This is a genomic window from Aeribacillus sp. FSL K6-8394, from assembly GCF_038008865.1.
Taxonomy (GTDB): Bacteria; Bacillota; Bacilli; order Bacillales; family Aeribacillaceae; genus Aeribacillus; species Aeribacillus composti.
Genome location: NZ_JBBPAA010000001.1, coordinates 647,871 through 667,392, shown reverse-complemented (window position 1 = coordinate 667,392; position 19,522 = coordinate 647,871). Strand labels below are relative to the sequence as shown.

Below are 19,522 nucleotides of genomic sequence, written 5' to 3'. Positions count from 1 at the left end.
CAAACAAAGAGAAGCACAAAGATATTAAAAACCATATTTAATGCCTTTTGCAGGTTTTAAAGGAAAGTGCTATAATTTCATTTGTTTTTAATTTTGGGGAACCTTTAAAAAGTAGGTGAAAAGGAAAATTGTCACAGCATGATACACCATTGTTTACAGGTCTTTTAGAACATATTCAAAAAAATCCAATTCAATTTCACATTCCCGGCCATAAAAAAGGAGCCGGAATGGAGCCAAAATTCCGAGAATTTATCGGACATAATGCTCTCGCGATGGACTTAATTAATATCGGTCCTTTGGATGATCTTCATTCGCCAAAAGGAATTATTAAAGAAGCACAAAAATTGGCTGCTGAAGCTTTCGGGGCCGATCACACCTTTTTCTCGGTACAAGGTACGAGCGGAGCCATTATGACAATGGTTCTGTCGGTTTGCGGACCTGGAGATAAAATTATTGTTCCAAGAAATGTTCATAAATCGGTCATGTCAGCAATCATTTTTTCAGGGGCTTCCCCCGTTTTTATACATCCTGAAGTGGATAAAAACCTCGGCATTTCTCACGGAATAACGACAGAATCAGTTGAAAAAGCTCTTCAGCAATATCCTGATGCAAAAGGGCTTTTAGTCATTAATCCAACGTATTTCGGAATCTCAGCTGATTTAAAACAAATCGTAAATATTGCTCATTCATATGATGTCCCTGTTCTTGTAGACGAAGCGCACGGCGTCCACATTCATTTTCATGACAAGCTGCCATTATCCGCCATGCAGGCAGGGGCAGATATGGCGGCAACTAGCGTTCATAAGCTGGGAGGATCGATGACGCAAAGCTCTATTTTAAATGTTCGGGAAGGTCTTGTGTCTCCTGACCGTGTTCAATCGATTTTAAGCATGCTGACTACGACATCGACATCCTATTTGCTTCTTGCATCACTGGATGCAGCTCGAAAGCAGCTGGCAACGAAGGGCTATGAATTATTAGAGCAAACGATTCAATTGGCGAATCAGACAAGATACGAAATTAACAAAATTGATCATCTATATTGTGTAGGAGAAGAAATTTTGGGAACGAATGCAACGTATGATTATGATCCGACAAAATTAATTATTTCTGTGAAAGAACTAGGCATAACGGGATATGATGCAGAGCTGTGGTTAAGAGAACATTACAACATTGAAGTGGAGCTTTCCGATCTGTACAATCTGCTCTGTCTGATCACGCCCGGTGATACAGAATATGAAACATCACTTTTAATAAAAGCGCTTCGTGCTTTGTCAAAAGAATTTTCCCATCAGGCAAACAAGCAAGCGGAAGTCTCTGTCCTTCTGCCCGATATTCCTGTTTTGGCGCTGACACCTAGAGATGCTTTTTATGCAGAGACGGAAATGGTGCCTTTTGAACAATCTGTCGGACGCATTATTGCAGAATTTGTCATGGTGTACCCACCGGGCATACCGATTTTCATACCAGGAGAAATCATCACTAAAGAAAATTTACATTACATCCGAAAAAATTTAGATGCCGGCCTGCCTGTTCAAGGTACAGAAGATCCAACTCTTTCCTACATTCGCGTTATTAAAGAGCATAAACCGATTAAATGAGAAATCGATGAAGAAGCTTTATAAATCCATACATTCGAGGACAAGTCGAAAAACGGATGAAACCAAATTTTGCTGAAGATCGATCATAAAATAATTTTGCTGCGGTAATGGCTAAAACCATTACCGTATTTAATTTATAATAATATTCAATTCTTTTAAAAGGAGCGACAACAATGAAAGAATATCAATTTCCCGTTCCGCCTATTTTTATTTTACTAATTGGTGTTATTTCTATTTCATTTTCTTCTATTTTTGTTAAATGGTCTGATGCGCCTGCATCTATATTAGGAATGTATAGACTGCTTTTTACGGTGATCGTTATGCTGCCGTTTCTCCCTTGGAAGAAAATCAAAACAGGAGCTATTAACATTCAATGGAAGGATTGGATTCAACTACTTTTATCTGGAATCTTCCTAGGTTTTCATTTCTTATTTTGGATGGATTCCCTTAGATATACAACAGTAGCAAGTTCAATGATTATAACTACGTTAGAGCCTGTATTTGTTATGATCGGAGCTTATTTTATTTTTAAAGAGAGAACAAACCTTATTGGGATTGTGAGTATTTTTATAGCTGTTAGCGGTTCAATCATTATTGCATGGGGAGATATTAATCTTTCTACAAAAGCATTATATGGAGATTTCCTTTCATTAGCAGGAACGTTAGCAGTAGCCATTCATATGCTTTTTGGACAAGTATTATGCAAAAAAATTCCAACATCAATATATAGTTTTTGTCATTAGCATTGCATAAATATAGTTAGAATTTTCTGTTAATTATTTTTTGTGAATTTGTGCCAAAAAGACAAAACCTAAAGAAAGGTGGCACTGCCCATTTGGTAAATATATACAGTTAAACCAGAGCGACAACGACAAAAGGGAGATTATGGACTGGCTCGCCCATCAAATTTTCGCAACCAAACATAAGCTGGTTTCCACAGAGCTCTCTTTAACCAACGAGTAATTCGAAGTAGGGATTTCTTACTTTTCATCTCCAATTGAATGAGAACATGTAAGCAATACGTGATAAGGGCTAAGAAAATTTGATTTTGAATAGCTGTTTCACTCATTCCATAAAAGTGCTTAATTTCCACGTGTTGCTTGAGCCATTTGAAAAAGAGCTCAATAGCCCAGCGAGATCGGTAAATATCACTTATCTCTTCTGGTTTTAAATCAAATCGGTTGGTGATGAAACGAAGTAAGTTCCCTTTTGTGTCCATAACTTCTAGTAGACGAAAGACATTTTCAGTACGATTTTGTGTGGTACCAATGTAGACCATTTTATCGGATAGAACGTGACAATCATCAGGAAGTGAAAATGTATAGACTTCACGAATGACTGCGTTTTTCTTCAGTCTTGAAACGAAGAAATAGCCATCATCTGTCATCCGATCAAAACGTTCATAGTCCACATAACCGCGGTCAAACACATACATGGCTTCTTGATCATCCACTAGGACTTCGAGTTGATTTCGGTCATGTTCTTTTGCTGTCGTAATCACTGCTTTTTCAGGATAGACGGTGTCTTTATCCATGAAAACGAGCCGTAAGTGTAGCTTTACACCAGCTTTTGTTTGACGGAATTTTGCCCATTTATAATGGGTCAAATTCAACGGGAGTGTACTGGAATCAATGATTTTCAGTGGCATATTCTTTCCGTTTTGATAATGGTACCGTTGAATTTTCCAAACAAGATCCAAGAACAAATTTGCAAGAATTAGTGGGTTGATCTGATGGTTTTTTCGGGATAGCTGAGAGGCACTTATCGATTCAAATCCGAGTGCTTTTTGAAGATCTTCGTCTACAAGTGCATCACTCATTTCCTCTAAGCTCTTAAATTCGAGCAGTTGGGCTACCAATAAAAGTTTAATATAGGCTTCTGTTGTCAGCTTTTTTGTGTAATAGTCCTGTTTCAATTCTTTGACTTGTTCGCTAAGTTTTTGAATATTTATGGGTGAAACCCATTTACCAAATGATGAAATTAGTGTATTCTTGTCCATAATAGTTATCCTTTACGATTGGATTTGGACAGGAACCACCTGTACTTCCATTGTAAAGGATTTTTTTGTTTCGAAATCAATAAAAAATTGAACATTCTTAGTATTTTGAATCATCAGATTTAATTACTGCAATGCTAGTGAGTTTTTGTGTGTTCTTTATAGGCGGATTTGTATTATTGATTTACAATCTTAGTTACGAGATCCCTCTGATTCATTATTCAGTTCATGATTGGGGCATATTTGTACTTCTAGCACTAGTCCCCAAAATTTTTGGTCACGCATTATTTAATTGGCTTTTAAAATATTTGGATGCTACGACGATTTCAATGAGTATTTTAGGTGAACCAATAGGGGCAATTATATTAGCATACTTATTTTTAGGAGAAGCTACATCTATTTCCCAAATGATTGGCGGAGCGTTATCTTTAATTGGAGTCAGTATGTTTTTGAAAAATAAAGGACTTTCAAATAAGGAATTGACTGCGAATGCTTCTGTAAAAAGTGCTAATACATAACTAAAATATGGACGACGGCCTTCCTACTTCGTGGGGAAGGTCTTTCATTAAAAAAACAGTTAATAGATGTAATGAAATATTTTTTGATAAACAAACGGTAAAACGGAAGCAATGATTAAACCTGTAACAATTGAAGATATGGTGAAGATGATGAACTTCCGAAGCGTTATTTCTTTCCTCTTAAAAGCGATGATGAATACCCTTATCATAGAAAAGACAGTAATAAATATAATAATTGCCGAAAAGACGCTTGCTGCCATTACCTCCATTGTAAAGCTCCTTTCACAAAAGTCCTTTAGCTACATTTTACCGCCTAATGAATGGAATAGACACCACTTTTTATACTTTTATTGAAAAGACATCGATAACAAACTTCGCTATATCGAATTGCTGCCAATTTGTCGTAACTCCAATAAATTTTTCATCCAACCTTTTATGCACAAGTGACATTTGGTATATGTTTCATCAATCTTTACAAACCGCACCGCTGTCGTTTTAACACTTAAAAACCGCAATGACCGTACTTACTGAAAAAGACAAAGGTGAATTGATAAAAAATGAATTCAAACGATGTTTTTCTGTCTTAGCTCTCAATCACAATCCTGCAAGCATCCATTCCATTAAGATCACCAGCATTTGCTTTACATAAAAAAAAAGCTGCCTTAAAGACAGCCCATTTATCTTAAACCCCTTTGTTACACGTGTTATTCAATATGTTATTGATGATTGCTTTTTTTACGATTCTTTTCTGTACAGCAATTGTTGCATTTACCATACAATACCGTAACTTTTTCATCATCAAAGAAATGAATTGTTGAATTGCAGTCTTGACAGACAATTGTTCCCATCCTGTATTCCCCTTTTCCATATAGCGTCATTAAGAATAAAGTGGAGACAAAATGACCTGATAGTTATATATTAATATGTCACATTATATTCGTCAAGCAGAAAATTGTATAACACATTTATTTTTTTATGCATTAAAAAATATGTAAATTGATTTTATCCGTTACAATTAAAGTTTTGTACATTTTATATGGGGATGGGGACATTTTTTGGTTCAAAGTAGCTTTCAAATGACCTTTATCTTTCTGATCATTAGCATTACATGATGCTGAGTATGATCCATTACGTGCATCTAAAGTCTACAACCCAACAACTCAAACATTCGCTCTAGATATCATACTTCTCGTACACGATTTGAATTTTTTAATTTGTTTAAATAATATTTTATTTTTGTAACATTTGCATAACATTCAAAAGTGACGGAATTAAATATGTTAAAATGGCGTTAAGAAAAAATGAACACATTTTACCAGTTTTCTTTAAACGAAAGAGGTAGGACAATGGTGAAATTTATTGCATATACCTATACCGTTGCCGTACTGCTTCTATTGTCTTCTTGTATTGCTGATCCGAAAGACGATCACTCGATTTCAAGCTCCGACAAAAAACAAATTCTTTTTTTTACCGACCAAAAAATGATGGAAAAAGAATCAATTTACTACGATGCTTTATTAGATTTAAAAAAACAATTTCCAGAGGAAATGGACAATATGATGATCTACCAAGCTGATAACCCTGAATCTAAGCGGTTTAATATTAAAACATATCCTTCCATTATCGTGATGGATCATGACGGCATCATTTTGCATATTAAAGGATCAGTTTCAACAAAAGATGAAATTGTAGAGCCGGTCTCAGAAGTACTTTCCGAATAATGAGAATGTCGGTTTGAGGTAATTAAGCGCTGAGAAGATTCTTTAGGATAGACAAGCGATCCTCCTCTTTTTAAAGGGGAGATGAATCGCTTTTTTTATATTTTATAAAGACTATATGTGGTTTATTAAAGATTGAAATAATTGGTTTTTTTGTATATTTTTGATATACTATATGTATGAAGAAAACAAATTTAATTCACGCAAGAACTTGTGTTTATAATGTTAATTATCATATTGTATGGTCTGTGAAATATCGAAAGAAGGTTTTGACACAAGAGGTTGAGTTATATCTCAAGAAAATTTTTAAAGAGATTGCAGAAGAAAAAGGTTTTCTGTTGCAGATGGTAGAGGTGGGTGAACAAGATCATATTCATGTATTTGTATCAGCTCATCCAAAAATAGCACCTTCTTATATTGTCAAAATGTTAAAAGGGATTTCAGGGAGAAAAATTTTTCTGCAATTTCCTGAAATCAAACAAAAATTATGGAAAGGAGTATTATGGAACTCTAGTTATTATATTGAAACCGTTGGCTCTATTAGTGAGGATGTCATAAAACGCTATATTGCTAACCAAAAGAAAGGTGGTGACTAAATGAAAAAGGTATCGTATTTCACCTATAAAGCGAATCGAACCAATCAAATCATCTTATATCACTTGTGTTATGCCAGTCGTAAGTTATGGAATGTGGGGAACTATGAAAAACGGAATTGGTCGAAAGAACAAGGTGTACCGTTCCCGAATTGGTATGAACAGAAAAAACGATTAAAAACACATTTTTGGTATAAACAATTACCTGCTCAATCAGCACAAGAGGTCTTAAAAGTCTTGCAAGAAGCGTGGGTGTCTTTTTTCAAACTAAAGGAAAGCAATGGAATAGATAATCCACAACCACCACGATTCAAACATCAAAACTTTAATGTCCGTTTTCTAAATAACAGTTTCAAATTGGTGGAGAACAATACCAAAATTCGTTTACCCATTCCAAAGGCTCAAAAAGCCTTTTTAAAAGAAACGTATGGATTGGAAGAAAGTTATCTTTATATCCCGATTCCGAAACATATCGAAATCGAAAAGATAAAACTGATGGAAGTGAAACCCATCAGTCGAAAAGAATATACGATTTATCTGATTCAAGAATACAAAGATGTACCATTGAAACAAAAGAATAGCACGAAATTTTTATCGATTGACTTAGGGATTGCCAATGCGATGACTTGTTATGATTATCAAGGAAAAGCACACATCATTTCAGGAAGGCAATGGCTATCCGTTGAACGCTACTTTCATAAACAAATCGCCCATTTTCAAGCGATTGGTTTCGCTCAACAATGTGCTAAAGGAATACAATACCCGAAACCTTCCAGACGTGTGTTACAACTTTATCAAAAGAAAAGAAAACAAGTGCATCACATGTTGCATTGTATGACAAGAAAAGTGATTGATATTGCTCTGCAACAAGGAGTCGAAACGATTGTGATTGGTGACATTACAGGTATACGAGAACAAGCGAAATTCAACAAGAAAACGAATCAAAAATTGCATGGTTTTCCGTATGCGAAAATCATTCAAATGATACGGTATAAAGCGCAGGAGCAAGGAATAGATGTTCGTTTATTAACCGAAGAATACACCTCTCAAGCATGTTCAGTATGCCAAATGTTCCCTTGTGAAGAAAACGCAAAGCCGAGTAATCGGATTCATCGAGGGTTATATGTATGTAACGACTGTCATACAACCATCAATGCGGATGTGAATGGTGCTATCAATATCAGCAAAAAGTATCTGAAAGAGATTAAGGCTTTATCTCAATCAGTAGTGGTGTTGGACACGCCGACTGTGTATACGTTTAACGGACAACAGTTCGTTGCGTAGAACAGGAAGCTCGTCATTTCAATGACGAGTAGTTCACTTAAATAGGATTTGTGCTCAAAATCTCTGCACAACATATTTTTGTGAAAAAACTTTCACAACAGTGAGAAAATTGTTCCATCATTTATTTTTCATCAAAAAAAGGGGTTGTCCAAAAAGTCAAATCCTCATTGAAAACAAATAATCATAAACACCGATATATCAACGTTATTAAACATTAAAAGGGGCAGTCAATAAGCCGAAAAAACGACTTATTAGACTGCCCCTTTGGGCTGCATTACTTATTTATAATATGAATCGGTGTTCCAAGTGCAAGTTCGGCAGCTTCCATTGCAATTTCTCCTAATGTCGGGTGGCCATGAATCGTCAAGGCAATATCTTCTGCCGTCATGCCTGCTTCGATCGCAAGTCCAAGTTCAGCAATCATATCTGATGCGCTGACACCTGCGATTTGAGCCCCAATAACAAGGCCGTCTTCTTTTCGTGTAATCAATTTTACAAATCCATCGGTTGCATTTAATGACAATGCGCGGCCGTTTGCTGCAAATGGAAACTTAGCTGCCACAATGTCAATTCCTTCGTCTTTAGCCTGTTGTTCCGTATATCCGACAGAAGCCAACTCAGGTTCTGAGAAGACAATGACAGGAATTCCGTTATAATCGATTTCAGAAGGTTTTCCAGAAATCGCTTCTGCAGCAATTTTCCCTTCATATGAAGCTTTATGAGCAAGTGAAGGTCCTGGAACGATGTCGCCGATAGCATAAATATTTGAAATATTTGTCCGGCACTGTTTGTCAATTTTAATGTAGCCTTTTTCATCGATTTCTACTCCGACTTGTTCGAGACCAAGTTCATCAGTGTTTGGTTTGCGTCCTACTGTAACTAAACAATAGTCCGCTTCCACTACTTGCTCTTTTCCTTTCGCTTCAAATGTCACTTTTACTCCGTCTTTTGTTTCTTCAACACCTTTTGCAAGTGCGCTAGTATGAATTTCGACATTTCCTTTTTTCTTCAACGCTCTTTTTACAAGAGCTGTCATTTGTTTTTCAAATCCTGGAAGAATTTCTTTGTCTCCTTCAATAATCACAATTTCAGTGCCGAAATTCGCATAAACAGTTCCAAGCTCTATGCCAATGACTCCCCCGCCAATAATAACCATTTTTTTCGGAACTTCTTGCAGGGACAACGCTCCTGTTGAGTCAATGACTCGCTCAGAAAATTTAATGCTTGGAATTTCAATTGGACGGGAGCCAGTTGCAATGATTGCATTTTTAAATTTATACGTTTGAGCTGAATTCTCGTTTATGATTCTGACGGTGTTGCGATCAACAAAATATGCTTCGCCTTTTACAATTTCAACTTTATTTCCTTTTAAAAGGCCTTCAACACCGCCTGTAAGTTTTTTGACGACACTTTCTTTCCAAGCTTGCACTTTAGAAAAGTCTAGTGTTACATTTTCAGCTTTTATTCCTATATCTTCTGATTCTTTAGCCTCTACATAACGGTGTCCTGCACTAATTAATGCTTTAGAAGGAATACATCCAACATTGAGGCAGACGCCGCCAAGAGATCCTTTTTCAACGATCGTAACTTTTTGCCCTAATTGCGCAGCTCTTATTGCAGCCACATAGCCGCCGGGACCAGCTCCTATGACGAGAGTGTCAGTTTCAATCGGGAAATCTCCTACTACCATTTATTACGCCTCCATTAGTAATAATTGGGGATCATGCAATAAACGCTTAATATGGTTAAGCGCATTTTGTGCAGTTGCACCGTCGATCATTCGATGGTCAAAGCTTAAAGACAGCGCTAAAACAGGGGCTGCAACGATTTCTCCGTTTTTCACAACCGGTTTTTCAGAAATGCGTCCGAGTCCTAGAATGGCTACTTCTGGATGATTAATGACAGGAGTAAACCATTGGCCGCCAGCGGAACCGATATTGGTTATCGTGCATGATGCGCCTTTCATTTCATTTGGAGTAAGTTTGCCCTCACGCGCTTTTGTTGCCAATTCATTAATTTCTGCAGAGATTTCAAAAATCGATTTTCGATCTGCATGTTTGACAACAGGAACTAAAAGTCCTTTTTCCGTATCAGCTGCAATTCCGATATTGTAATAGTGCTTATGAATAACTTCTTCTGTTTCATCATCAAACGACGTGTTTAATACTGGATATTTTTTCAGTGCCGATGTTAAAGCTTTGACAACATAAGGCAAATATGTAAGCTTAATGCCTTGTTCTGCCGCAATAGCTTTAAATTTCTTCCGATGTGCAACAAGCTCTGTTACATCGACTTCATCCATTAATGTTACATGTGGCGCAGTTTGCTTCGATTTAACCATCGCTTTTGCAATTGCTTTTCGAATACCGCTGATTTTCTCGCGGGTTTCTGGGAATTCTCCTTCAAGGACAACCGGAGCGGGCGCTGCTTTTTCTCCTGCCGATACGCCTGTTGCAGCTTCTTTTTCCACGTTTTCAACAGGTTTTGCTTCTTCTTGTCCACCTTTCAGATAAGCATCAATATCTTCCTTCAATATGCGCCCGCCGTTTCCTGAGCCTTGTACCAATCGAATATCAACGCCTTTTTCACGCGCATATTTTCGGACGGATGGCATTGCAATAACGCGTCGGTTAACATCTACGTCTTCTGAAGCAGACTGTGAAGCGTTGCTTTCCACTTTTTGCTCTTCTGTGGAAGGCTTTTCTTCTTTTGCTGCTTCACCGCTTTCATCGCCTTTTGATTGATTTTCATAACCTGGAGCATCAATTGTGACTAATACTTGACCGACAGTTGCAACTTCCCCTTCATTCACTTTTAATTCTAATACTTTTCCTTTTACAGGGGAAGGGATTTCAACTACTGCTTTGTCATTTTGCACTTCACAAAGAACATCATCTTCATTGATTTCATCACCAGGTTTGATAAACCATTTTACTATTTCACCTTCATGAATGCCTTCACCGATATCCGGCATTATAAATTCAAAAGCCACAGATTTCAACCTCCTAAATAATTTTCAGTTGATGGCCGAAAAGAAGAAAAGATGATGCTCCTCTTTTTAGCCAATTAGAAATTCAATGCTTTTTTAGCCGTTTCAACGATATCTTTGTAGTTTGGAAGCCATACATCTTCCGCTTGTGAGAATGGATAGACAGTGTCCGGAGCTGCCACGCGGAAAACTGGAGCTTCCAAGCTAAGAATCGCTCTTTCATTAATTTCTGCAACAACATTAGCAGCAATTCCTGCTTGTTTTTGGGCTTCCTGCACGACAATCGCGCGGTTTGTTTTCTCTACTGAAGCAATAATCGTTTCTATATCCAGCGGACTTACTGTTCGTAAATCGATCACTTCTGCTGAAAAGCCCTCTTTTTCAAGTTCGTCAGCAGCTTTTAAAGATTCATGCACCATTGCCCCGTAAGTGATGATCGAAATATCTTTCCCTTCACGTTTTATATCCGCTTTGCCGATCGGAATTGTATATTCTTCTTCCGGAACTTCATCACGGAAGGAACGATAAAGCTTCATATGCTCCAAGAAAATGACCGGATCATTATCCCGAATTGCTGAAATAAGCAACCCTTTTGCATCATAAGGGGTGGAAGGAATAACGACTTTTAAACCTGGCTGCTGCGCCATCAAGCCTTCCAAGCTGTCCCCATGAAGCTCAGGGGTATGAACGCCGCCGCCGAAAGGAGAACGAATGGTGATCGGAGCATGCCAGCGGCCCCCGGAGCGATAACGCAAACGCGCCATTTGTCCAGAAATGGAATCCATAACCTCATAAACAAAACCGAAGAATTGAATTTCAGCTACCGGACGAAAGCCTTGTGTGCTTAAACCGATTGCCAAGCCGCCAATTCCTGATTCTGCCAGAGGTGTATCAAAAACTCGGTCTGGGCCGAATTCTTTTTGAAGTCCTTCTGTTGCACGGAACACACCGCCGTTTACACCAACATCTTCCCCAAATACTAACACATTTTCGTCGTTTTTCAGTTCCGTACGCAACGCATCAGTGATTGCTTGAATCATTGTCATTTGCGCCATGCTCACTTCGACTCCTTCTCTTTATAAATTTCATATTGTTCTTTTAGGTTATAAGGCCAGCTTCCTTCTTCAAACATAATGTTGATTAAGTCTGTCACTTTTTGTTTTGGAGTTTCATCCGCTTTTTTGATTGCTTCTTTTATATCTTCTTTCGCCTTTTCGATAACTTCGTTTTCTTCTTCCTCGCTCCACAATCCTTTTGCTTGAAGGAAGTTTCTGAAACGAACAAGCGGATCTTTTGCCTCCCACTCGTCATCAAGCTCTTTTGCCCGATATCTCGTTGGATCGTCTCCTGCCATTGTATGCGGACCGTAGCGGTAGCATAATGTTTCAATTAATGTCGGACCTTCACCATTTATTGCCCGTTCACGCGCTTCCTTCACAGCTGCATAAACAGCAAGCGGATCCATTCCATCTACTTGTATACCAGGGATTCCAGCTGCAACAGCTTTTTGTGCAAGTGTTTCAGCTGAAGTTTGCACCTCTACAGGTGTTGAAATTGCAAACCGGTTGTTTTGAACGATGAAAATAGCAGGTGCTTTAAATGCCCCAGCAAAGTTTATTCCTTCGTAAAAGTCGCCTTGAGACGTTCCTCCATCTCCTGTATACGTAACAGCAACTGCTTTTTTGCCGCGTTTTTTCAAACCTAATGCTACCCCTGCAGCTTGCACATATTGGGCGCCGATAATAATTTGCGGTGAAAAAGCATTTACGTCTTCAGGCATTTGGTTTCCATGAAAATGCCCGCGGGAATATAAAAATGCTTGATACAAAGGCAATCCATGCCAAACTAACTGCGGTATATCACGATAGCCCGGGAGAATGAAGTCCTCTTTTTCCAAGGCAAAATGAGAAGCAATTTGTGATGCTTCTTGTCCGGCAGTCGGTGCGTAAAAACCTAAACGACCTTGACGATTTAAAGAAATTGAACGCTGATCCAACACTCTGGTAAATACCATTCGTCTCATTAATTCCTTTAATTCTTCATCAGAAAGGGAAGGCATCGCATCTTCATTCACGACTTCGCCTTTTTCGTTTAAAATTTGGAACGTTTGGAATTCCTTGCGAATCGCATCAAATTGCTTTTCGCTGTCAACGACAACATTTTTCGCCTTTTTTGCCATTCAACACACCTCTTCGTTTCATTTTCTCAGCCTTTAAATTCATCCATAAAACTAGATTACCCCAAATTGTTCATGGAGACACACATTGCGGATCTTTAATTGCCAAAATCGTCAAGTACATTGCAAGATCGCTTTACAAACTGTATTAATTTTTTTATTTAAAATAGTAATACACATCGATTTCACTTCATAGTGTACACCCTTTTTTCACATGCGTCAATTAATTTGTTTATTTTTAAAACAATACATAAAACGCTTTCAAGATAATTGGAAATATTTTTACTTTTAAATCTGTACTAATACAACAGATAATTCTGTATCACTATTACAGATACAGACGGGAGCGAATCATTTATCTGGAGAGCGTGTTGCTTCTCTATATAAATTACAGAAGAATTTATATAAATAAGGAAGTCTTCTAGGCAAACGTCTATACCTTTATTTTGCTTCATCATACGATGATATAGACATTTGACCTAAATAAGGCGATACAAAAGTCCTTATGTGGAGGTGAAAAAGATGCATTATTATTCCAATCCGTCTTATCATTACCCATCATACGGATATTTTCCAGTTTCAAACTGGACATTTGTATTGATCGCTGTGCTTTTTATTTTGCTCATTATTGTTGGCGCTGCCTGCTTAAACTATTAATTGATGATTGTCCGATTTTCGGGCAATTCTTTTTTGTTTCTTTTAAAAGATTTATGTATAATGAAATTTGTTGATATAGGTTCAGGAGTGATTAGCAATGATTACAATGGAAGATATTATTAAGGAAGGACATCCAACTCTTCGTCAAGTTGCCAAGGAAGTGGAATTGCCCGCTTCTGAAGAGGAGAAAAAAATTTTAGCGGAGATGCTTCAATACTTAAAAAACAGTCAAGATCCAGAGATTGCAGAAAAATATGGATTGCGGCCTGGGATCGGTCTTGCCGCCCCGCAAATTAATGTATCAAAACGAATGATTGCCGTTCATGTGACGGATGAAAAAGGAAAATTATATTCGTACGGCCTGTTCAATCCAAAAATTGTAAGCCATTCGGTGGAACAAAGTTATTTAACAAGCGGTGAAGGATGCCTTTCCGTTGACAGAGAGGTTCCAGGATATGTTCCGCGTTATGCACGCATCCGCGTCAAAGGGGTTGACCTTGAAGGCAATGAAGTCGACCTTCGTTTAAAAGGTCTTGTCGCTATTGTGTTTCAGCATGAAATAGATCATTTAAACGGCATTATGTTTTATGATCGGATCAATAAAGAGAATCCTTTTAAAGAACCGGAAAATGCAACTCCAATTGACAGATGAAGCCAGAAGTTAGCGCCCGGCATCCAAGCCTCGGAATATTTCAAGCAAAACGAAAATCCATCGAGTAGGAGGGAGCGATTAACTCCCGTCCTCTCACACCACCGTACGTACGGTTCCGTATACGGCGGTTCAATTAAGTATGACGTAGTGCTTGATATCTTTCGAATAGACTTCTTAACCCTCGACGCTTCCAATAGGAGTTGTCGAGGGTTTTGTGTAGAATGGGACTGCAGGCAATCCGCCAATATTTCTTGCGTGTATTGCCCCATTCGAATGCTTTATGGCTTGGAACTTCTAATCCTCTGAGTTTCCGAATTCTTGTTTTCGGGGTTTTCCATTCTTTCCACAAACACATCCGAAGCCTTCGTCTAATCCATTCATCAAATTCTTTGAACTTACTTGGTGTTTCTGCCAAGGCAAAATATCCGCACCATCCCATTAAATACTTATTCAGTTTCTCAATCCTTTTCTCCATTGGATACGGTTTCGACCTTGATGTAATTTCACGGATCTTGTTCTTCAAACGTTTCACACTTTCGTTCGCAATCCGTACCTTTGGAGTCTTATTGAGTGTGAAGCTGAAACCGAGAAACTTCCGTTTCCAAGGACGGTCTACCGCCGATTTCTCTTTATTTACCTTGAGCTTTAACTCCTTCTCTATAAAGTTCGTAATGGAGTTCATGACACGAATTCCTGCTTTCTTTGTTTTCACATAGATGTTACAGTCATCCGCATACCGAACAAACTTATGTCCACGTTTCTCAAGCTCTTTATCCAATTCATGAAGCATGATGTTTGATAAAAGTGGACTAAGCGGGCCGCCTTGAGGCGTTCCCATGTCCGTTTCCATTACCACTCCATTGATCATCACGCCTGATTGAAGATACCGGCGAATTACCTTCAGTAGAATTCGATCTTTGATCGTTTTCGCCAAGATCCCCATCAGTTTGTCGTGATTCACCTTGTCAAAGAATTTCTCTAGGTCTATATCGACTACCCAACGATATCCTTCTTTGATATAACCCTTTGCTTCCCTAACCGCATCATGTCCCCTTCTACCTGGGCGGAAACCATAGCTATGGTTCGAGAAGGTCGGATCAAAGATTTTCGTCAACACTTGGGCAATCGCTTGTTGGATGAAACGATCCGTCACGGTAGGGATCCCTAGAAGCCTTACTCCACCGTTCGGTTTCGGGATTTCGACTCGACGGACGGGTAAGGGCTTGTAGGTTCCTTCTCTCAACGACTGTCGAATGGAGTCCCAATTTTCGTAGAGGTGTCTTCGTAGGTCTTTTACGGACATGCCATCTACTCCGTGACTTCCTTTGTTCTGTAAAACTCTTTTAAATGCCGCTATGAGATTTTCCCGTGACAAAATCAGTTCCATCAACATTAGATATCCTCTCCACGTGAACGAATCCTTCTATTTGTGCCATCTTCTGCTCCACCCTCTTGAAGTCCCCCGTGGGATTCACCACTTCCTCCTTCAAGTAAGTCCTATCGGATTGTCTGCTTCAACACAGAAGATGAACGCCTAGCGATTCGTTCTCCTTAATTGTTCAGTCCTTCCTCTTCCATCTCGAGCTTGAAAGAGTACTATGACCTCTGCTGACTTCTGACTGTTCAGCTATCTATCACTAGATAGGTTACCAAGGTTACTTGGCGTGCCAGCCAGACCTCCCCGGGTAAGAGTGTAATCTTTCCTTCCATCCATCTGCTTCATTTACTCTGTATCACCTTCGGCAGAAAGGGCTTTGTTTTGTCATGCAAACTCACCCAGTGATACCTAGCCTCATATGAAGTTCGTGTTCCTCAGACCGGAAGTTTGCCGCTCGCTTCCTTCAGATTCCGCGTCACCACGGACACCCTTGCGTTAAGCTAACTGCTACTTCTGCCTTCGCAGCTCGGGACTTTCACCCTATAGATTACACCCATGCCGGGCGCACATGTAAAAAATCCCGAATAGTTCTTTCGGGATTTTTTGTTCATAAAGAGAAATTTTTTGTGCACACTACCATTTGAAATCGCCTTTGCAAGGCATTTTTTTGAGTTTAGCTTCGAATTTATATCAACTGCAATTGCTTTGCAGCATAAAATATTCCATCTTCATCAACAGGCTTTGTAACAAAATCAGCTACTTTTTTCACATGCGAAACAGCATTACCCATAGCAACGCCTGTTCCAGCAAACGAGATCATTTCTATATCATTCAAACCGTCTCCAAAAGCAACCACATCTTGACGGCTAACGCCAAGCATATCCATTATCTTTTTGATCCCTTCTGCTTTCGATCCTTTTTTTGGAACAACATCAGTTGAAAGCTGGTGCCAGCGGACAAATTTTATCTCTTCAGAAATATTGAACTGTTCTTCTTCTCCTTCTTTGCAAAACAAAAGCGCTTGGTAAATAGGTTTTTCTTGAAAATAATCAGGTCTGCACTCAGGATGCGAGAGGTGCAAAGATTTCAAACTTTCATGAATAAACGGATGATCTTCCACATTTGCTTTCATATCTTCTTCACTCAAAAATACAAGCGGGTAATCAGTATTTTCAGTCGCTTCGATTAATTGCTCCAACGCATCGACCTTCAAAGGATTTTCATAAATGACTTCTCCTTCATGCACAACATACTGTCCGTTATAGCTGACATAAGAATGGATTCCGAGCTCTTCTCTTAGCTTTTTAAACATAAAAGGGCCGCGGCCGGTTGAGATGGCGACGTGATGTCCGGCTTTTTTCAAACGGAAGACCGCGTCAAGAGTAGATTCCGGCAAATGTTTATCATGATCCAATAAAGTACCGTCTATATCAAAAAAAATAAATTTTTTCCCCATGTTCAATCTCCTTTTCTCTTTCGTGAAAACCTTATTTACACTAAACAAAACGGTATAGTATGCAAGCGCTTTATGTCAATAGCGCTTTTCCACGTTTAGCCATAAAAAAAATAAAAAAATAGCATATAATATTAGTAAATACAATCGGACTCGACTTTGACATCTTAATGAAGGAGGAGTTGATATGTTAAAACGTTTGAAGAAAAAAATTAAAAAACAGTGGAAGCAATTGCTTCGCAGAAAATCGATTGCTTAAAGAAACCGGGCGGCTTTAGCCCGGTTTTCGTTATTTTCAATGAAGGTTGGATTTGCCATCAGAATCGACTATAATAATAAAAGCTAGTTTAACATGGAAAGTAAGGAGAGATTACGCAAATGATGTTTAAAGTTTTTTATCAGGAAAACCCAAATGAACCGCCTGTTCGGGAAAGAACGAAAACATTTTTCGTTGAAGCGGAATCAGAAAGAGAAGTTCGTGAAAAATTAAAAGGCCGCTCCATAAACATAGAATATATTCAACCGATTAGCAGCCCGTTTTATGAATTTGAAAAACAAAGCGAAAATTTTTCTGTATTGGAGAAATGATAGTATATGAAATTTGTAAAAAGAGACCAAGTAGCAGCATTCGCCCTCGGCGGATTGGGCGAAATCGGAAAAAATACGTACGGTGTGCAATTTCAAGATGAAATCATTTTAATTGATGCTGGAATTAAGTTTCCAGAAGACGAACTTCTAGGGATTGACTATGTGATTCCGGACTATACGTACTTAGTAAAAAACCAAGAAAAAATTAAAGGCTTGTTCATCACACATGGTCATGAAGATCATATAGGCGGTATACCTTATTTGCTGCGGGAAATTAATGTACCAATCTACGGCGGTAAACTGGCGATCGGACTGATTCGCAATAAGCTGGAAGAGCATGGACTTTTAAGACAAGCTAAACTAAACATCATCCAGGAGGATGATGTGATTCGGTTCAGAAAAACTGCCGTAACTTTTTTCCGTACAACTCACAGCATTCCAGATTCATATGGAATTGTTGTCAAAACTCCCGCAGGAAATATCGTTCATACAGGAGATTTTAAGTTTGATTTTACTCCAGTCGGGGAACCTGCAAATTTAACTAAAATGGCGGAAATCGGCAAAGAAGGTGTGCTCTGTCTTTTATCGGACAGCACAAACAGCGAAATTCCTGAATTTACAATGTCTGAAAGACGGGTCGGCGAAAGCATTCACGACATTTTCCGAAAAGTAAGCGGCCGCATCATTTTTGCAACATTTGCATCCAATATTCATCGACTTCAGCAAGTAACAGAAGCAGCTGTTAAAAACAATCGAAAAATAGCTGTTTTTGGAAGAAGTATGGAAGCAGCTATCCAAATTGGACAAGAACTCGGGTACATTCGCTGCCCGAAAGATACGTTTGTTGATGCAAATGAAATAAACCGTCTGCCCGCTCATCGGGTCGTGATTTTATGTACAGGAAGCCAAGGTGAACCAATGGCCGCTCTGTCCCGAATTGCAAATGGAACTCATCGGCAAATCCAAATTATTCCCGGCGATACGGTCGTTTTCTCATCATCGCCCATCCCAGGGAACACTTTATCGGTTTCAAGAACGATCAATCTGCTTTTCCGCGCCGGTGCGGAAGTAATTCACGGGTCGTTAAATGACATCCACACATCTGGCCACGGCGGACAGGAAGAGCAAAAATTAATGCTGCGGTTAATGAAGCCAAAATATTTTATGCCGATTCATGGAGAATATAGAATGCAGATCATGCATGTGAAACTAGCTGTCGATTGTGGAGTTCCAAAGGAAAACTGTTTTATTATGGATAACGGGGATGTGCTGGCGATGAACGACCGCGAAGCATCCATTGCCGGTAAAATTCCGTCCGGATCCGTTTATATTGACGGAAGCGGAATTGGCGACATTGGAAACATTGTGTTAAGAGACCGAAAAATTTTATCAGAAGAAGGACTCGTAATCGTTGTCGTCAGCATCAATATGAAAGAGTTCAAAATTGCTGCAGGCCCTGACATTATATCGCGCGGCTTCGTTTATATGAGAGAATCCAGTGACTTAATTAAAGATGCCCAAGAACTGATTACTAAGCACTTAAATAAAGTATTGGAAAGAAGAACTACGCAGTGGTCGGAAATCAAAAATGAAATCGCCGATACACTCGCTCCGTTTTTATATGAAAAAACGAAACGCCGACCGATGATCTTGCCAATTATAATGGAAATTTAAGTAATAACTTGTGATCGATCCCTCTTGTGTTGACAGTGGAACATACTGTTTAACATAAGAGGGATTTATTTTGGAAAAATGTCCAGTTGTTATTTTGTCGGCTCATAACATACAGCGTCCGGCCGCTCTTGCTTTTTTAGGTAGATGGTTTTAAAGCGGACAGCCGTCAGCTAAAAGTTCTTATAAAAAACGAAAAAGTGAGTGCTTGAAGAGGAGAAAGACGGATGTCAAAACATGTAAATGAA

The 19,522-nt window shown here is 38.7% G+C and carries 19 protein-coding genes; 10 read left to right on the top strand and 9 right to left on the bottom strand.

The window, feature by feature from the left end:
• Positions 1-128: 128 nt before the first annotated feature.
• Both NSR00_RS03045 and NSR00_RS03040 read left to right on the top strand, forming a co-directional pair.
• The gene (locus tag NSR00_RS03045) at positions 129-1,601 is read left to right on the top strand and encodes an aminotransferase class I/II-fold pyridoxal phosphate-dependent enzyme (RefSeq protein ID WP_340786905.1); all 1,473 of its coding nucleotides are present in this window, start codon (positions 129-131) and stop codon (positions 1,599-1,601) included.
• Between the two features lie 173 nt (positions 1,602-1,774).
• Entirely contained in the window at positions 1,775-2,344 is a 570-nt protein-coding gene (locus tag NSR00_RS03040) for a DMT family transporter (RefSeq protein ID WP_340786902.1), read from the top strand.
• Positions 2,345-2,484: 140 nt separating this feature from the next.
• Here the strand turns inward: NSR00_RS03040 and NSR00_RS03035 are convergent, their stop codons facing one another.
• Positions 2,485-3,600 carry an IS4 family transposase gene (locus tag NSR00_RS03035; RefSeq protein ID WP_340786899.1) on the bottom strand — a complete coding sequence of 372 codons (1,116 nt, stop codon included), beginning with the start codon at positions 3,598-3,600 and terminating at the stop codon, positions 2,485-2,487.
• Positions 3,601-3,731: 131 nt separating this feature from the next.
• On the opposite strand from NSR00_RS03035, the gene NSR00_RS03030 reads away from it, so the two are divergent.
• Positions 3,732-4,115, top strand: a complete 384-nt coding sequence (locus NSR00_RS03030; RefSeq protein ID WP_340786896.1) for a DMT family transporter — start codon at positions 3,732-3,734, stop codon at positions 4,113-4,115.
• A 59-nt stretch (positions 4,116-4,174) separates the two neighbouring features.
• Here the strand turns inward: NSR00_RS03030 and NSR00_RS03025 are convergent, their stop codons facing one another.
• Together NSR00_RS03025 and NSR00_RS03020 are read right to left on the bottom strand one after the other, a co-directional pair.
• Positions 4,175-4,384: a hypothetical protein gene (locus NSR00_RS03025; protein ID WP_340786893.1), complete on the bottom strand. Its 210-nt coding sequence runs from the start codon at positions 4,382-4,384 to the stop codon at positions 4,175-4,177.
• A 447-nt stretch (positions 4,385-4,831) separates the two neighbouring features.
• A complete protein-coding gene (locus tag NSR00_RS03020) occupies positions 4,832-4,963 on the bottom strand; it encodes a GapA-binding peptide SR1P (RefSeq protein WP_082830423.1) in 132 nt (43 codons plus the stop codon).
• A 498-nt stretch (positions 4,964-5,461) separates the two neighbouring features.
• On the opposite strand from NSR00_RS03020, the gene NSR00_RS03015 reads away from it, so the two are divergent.
• The 3 genes from NSR00_RS03015 to NSR00_RS03005 all read left to right on the top strand — a co-directional run bounded on the left by NSR00_RS03015 (position 5,462) and on the right by NSR00_RS03005 (position 7,710).
• Complete coding sequence (locus tag NSR00_RS03015; protein ID WP_066250224.1) at positions 5,462-5,836, top strand: hypothetical protein; 375 nt, start codon at positions 5,462-5,464, stop codon at positions 5,834-5,836.
• 176 nt (positions 5,837-6,012) lie between these two features.
• A complete protein-coding gene (gene tnpA, locus NSR00_RS03010) occupies positions 6,013-6,429 on the top strand; it encodes an IS200/IS605 family transposase (RefSeq protein ID WP_094246129.1) in 417 nt (138 codons plus the stop codon).
• A complete protein-coding gene (locus NSR00_RS03005; protein ID WP_340786889.1) occupies positions 6,430-7,710 on the top strand; it encodes an RNA-guided endonuclease InsQ/TnpB family protein in 1,281 nt (426 codons plus the stop codon).
• A 274-nt stretch (positions 7,711-7,984) separates the two neighbouring features.
• On the opposite strand, the gene lpdA is transcribed toward NSR00_RS03005, so the two are convergent.
• From lpdA to pdhA, 4 genes are all read right to left on the bottom strand, one after another.
• Positions 7,985-9,400 (bottom strand): dihydrolipoyl dehydrogenase, encoded by a 1,416-nt coding sequence (lpdA, locus tag NSR00_RS03000; protein ID WP_340786887.1) that lies wholly within the window; start codon positions 9,398-9,400, stop codon positions 7,985-7,987.
• 3 nt (positions 9,401-9,403) lie between these two features.
• Positions 9,404-10,702, bottom strand: a complete 1,299-nt coding sequence (locus NSR00_RS02995; protein ID WP_063389644.1) for a dihydrolipoamide acetyltransferase family protein — start codon at positions 10,700-10,702, stop codon at positions 9,404-9,406.
• A gap of 74 nt (positions 10,703-10,776) precedes the next feature.
• Complete coding sequence (locus NSR00_RS02990) at positions 10,777-11,754, bottom strand: alpha-ketoacid dehydrogenase subunit beta (protein ID WP_063389643.1); 978 nt, start codon at positions 11,752-11,754, stop codon at positions 10,777-10,779.
• A 2-nt stretch (positions 11,755-11,756) separates the two neighbouring features.
• Complete coding sequence (pdhA, locus tag NSR00_RS02985) at positions 11,757-12,878, bottom strand: pyruvate dehydrogenase (acetyl-transferring) E1 component subunit alpha (protein WP_063389642.1); 1,122 nt, start codon at positions 12,876-12,878, stop codon at positions 11,757-11,759.
• Between the two features lie 519 nt (positions 12,879-13,397).
• Between pdhA and NSR00_RS02980 the strand changes: the two genes are divergently transcribed.
• Together NSR00_RS02980 and def are read left to right on the top strand one after the other, a co-directional pair.
• On the top strand, positions 13,398-13,532 hold the full coding sequence (locus tag NSR00_RS02980; protein WP_082829604.1) for a YjcZ family sporulation protein: 135 nt from the start codon (positions 13,398-13,400) through the stop codon (positions 13,530-13,532).
• Positions 13,533-13,629: 97 nt separating this feature from the next.
• Positions 13,630-14,184, top strand: coding sequence for a peptide deformylase (def, locus tag NSR00_RS02975; RefSeq protein WP_063389641.1), 555 nt, complete (start codon positions 13,630-13,632; stop codon positions 14,182-14,184).
• A 133-nt stretch (positions 14,185-14,317) separates the two neighbouring features.
• Here def and ltrA read toward each other — a convergent pair whose 3' ends face one another.
• Both ltrA and NSR00_RS02965 read right to left on the bottom strand, forming a co-directional pair.
• Positions 14,318-15,577 (bottom strand): group II intron reverse transcriptase/maturase, encoded by a 1,260-nt coding sequence (ltrA, locus tag NSR00_RS02970; RefSeq protein ID WP_340786724.1) that lies wholly within the window; start codon positions 15,575-15,577, stop codon positions 14,318-14,320.
• A 670-nt stretch (positions 15,578-16,247) separates the two neighbouring features.
• Entirely contained in the window at positions 16,248-17,018 is a 771-nt protein-coding gene (locus tag NSR00_RS02965) for a Cof-type HAD-IIB family hydrolase (protein WP_340786882.1), read from the bottom strand.
• Between the two features lie 375 nt (positions 17,019-17,393).
• On the opposite strand from NSR00_RS02965, the gene NSR00_RS02960 reads away from it, so the two are divergent.
• Both NSR00_RS02960 and rnjA read left to right on the top strand, forming a co-directional pair.
• A complete protein-coding gene (locus NSR00_RS02960) occupies positions 17,394-17,603 on the top strand; it encodes a DNA-dependent RNA polymerase subunit epsilon (protein ID WP_340786880.1) in 210 nt (69 codons plus the stop codon).
• A 6-nt stretch (positions 17,604-17,609) separates the two neighbouring features.
• Entirely contained in the window at positions 17,610-19,277 is a 1,668-nt protein-coding gene (rnjA, locus tag NSR00_RS02955; protein ID WP_340786877.1) for a ribonuclease J1, read from the top strand.
• The last annotated feature ends 245 nt before the right edge of the window (positions 19,278-19,522 follow it).

Excerpts from the sequence above, each read along its gene's own strand:
- NSR00_RS03040 (WP_340786902.1), top strand. The coding sequence starts at position 1,775 with ATGAAAGAATATCAATTTCCCGTTCCGCCTATTTTTATTTTACTAATT.
- NSR00_RS03035 (WP_340786899.1), bottom strand. The coding sequence starts at position 3,600 with ATGGACAAGAATACACTAATTTCATCATTTGGTAAATGGGTTTCACCC.
- NSR00_RS03030 (WP_340786896.1), top strand. The coding sequence starts at position 3,732 with ATGCTAGTGAGTTTTTGTGTGTTCTTTATAGGCGGATTTGTATTATTG.
- NSR00_RS03025 (WP_340786893.1), bottom strand. The coding sequence starts at position 4,384 with ATGGAGGTAATGGCAGCAAGCGTCTTTTCGGCAATTATTATATTTATT.
- NSR00_RS03020 (WP_082830423.1), bottom strand. The coding sequence starts at position 4,963 with ATGGGAACAATTGTCTGTCAAGACTGCAATTCAACAATTCATTTCTTT.
- NSR00_RS03015 (WP_066250224.1), top strand. The coding sequence starts at position 5,462 with ATGGTGAAATTTATTGCATATACCTATACCGTTGCCGTACTGCTTCTA.
- tnpA (WP_094246129.1), top strand. The coding sequence starts at position 6,013 with ATGAAGAAAACAAATTTAATTCACGCAAGAACTTGTGTTTATAATGTT.
- NSR00_RS03005 (WP_340786889.1), top strand. The coding sequence starts at position 6,430 with ATGAAAAAGGTATCGTATTTCACCTATAAAGCGAATCGAACCAATCAA.
- lpdA (WP_340786887.1), bottom strand. The coding sequence starts at position 9,400 with ATGGTAGTAGGAGATTTCCCGATTGAAACTGACACTCTCGTCATAGGA.
- NSR00_RS02990 (WP_063389643.1), bottom strand. The coding sequence starts at position 11,754 with ATGGCGCAAATGACAATGATTCAAGCAATCACTGATGCGTTGCGTACG.
- pdhA (WP_063389642.1), bottom strand. The coding sequence starts at position 12,878 with ATGGCAAAAAAGGCGAAAAATGTTGTCGTTGACAGCGAAAAGCAATTT.
- NSR00_RS02980 (WP_082829604.1), top strand. The coding sequence starts at position 13,398 with ATGCATTATTATTCCAATCCGTCTTATCATTACCCATCATACGGATAT.
- def (WP_063389641.1), top strand. The coding sequence starts at position 13,630 with ATGATTACAATGGAAGATATTATTAAGGAAGGACATCCAACTCTTCGT.
- ltrA (WP_340786724.1), bottom strand. The coding sequence starts at position 15,577 with ATGTTGATGGAACTGATTTTGTCACGGGAAAATCTCATAGCGGCATTT.
- NSR00_RS02965 (WP_340786882.1), bottom strand. The coding sequence starts at position 17,018 with ATGGGGAAAAAATTTATTTTTTTTGATATAGACGGTACTTTATTGGAT.
- NSR00_RS02960 (WP_340786880.1), top strand. The coding sequence starts at position 17,394 with ATGATGTTTAAAGTTTTTTATCAGGAAAACCCAAATGAACCGCCTGTT.
- rnjA (WP_340786877.1), top strand. The coding sequence starts at position 17,610 with ATGAAATTTGTAAAAAGAGACCAAGTAGCAGCATTCGCCCTCGGCGGA.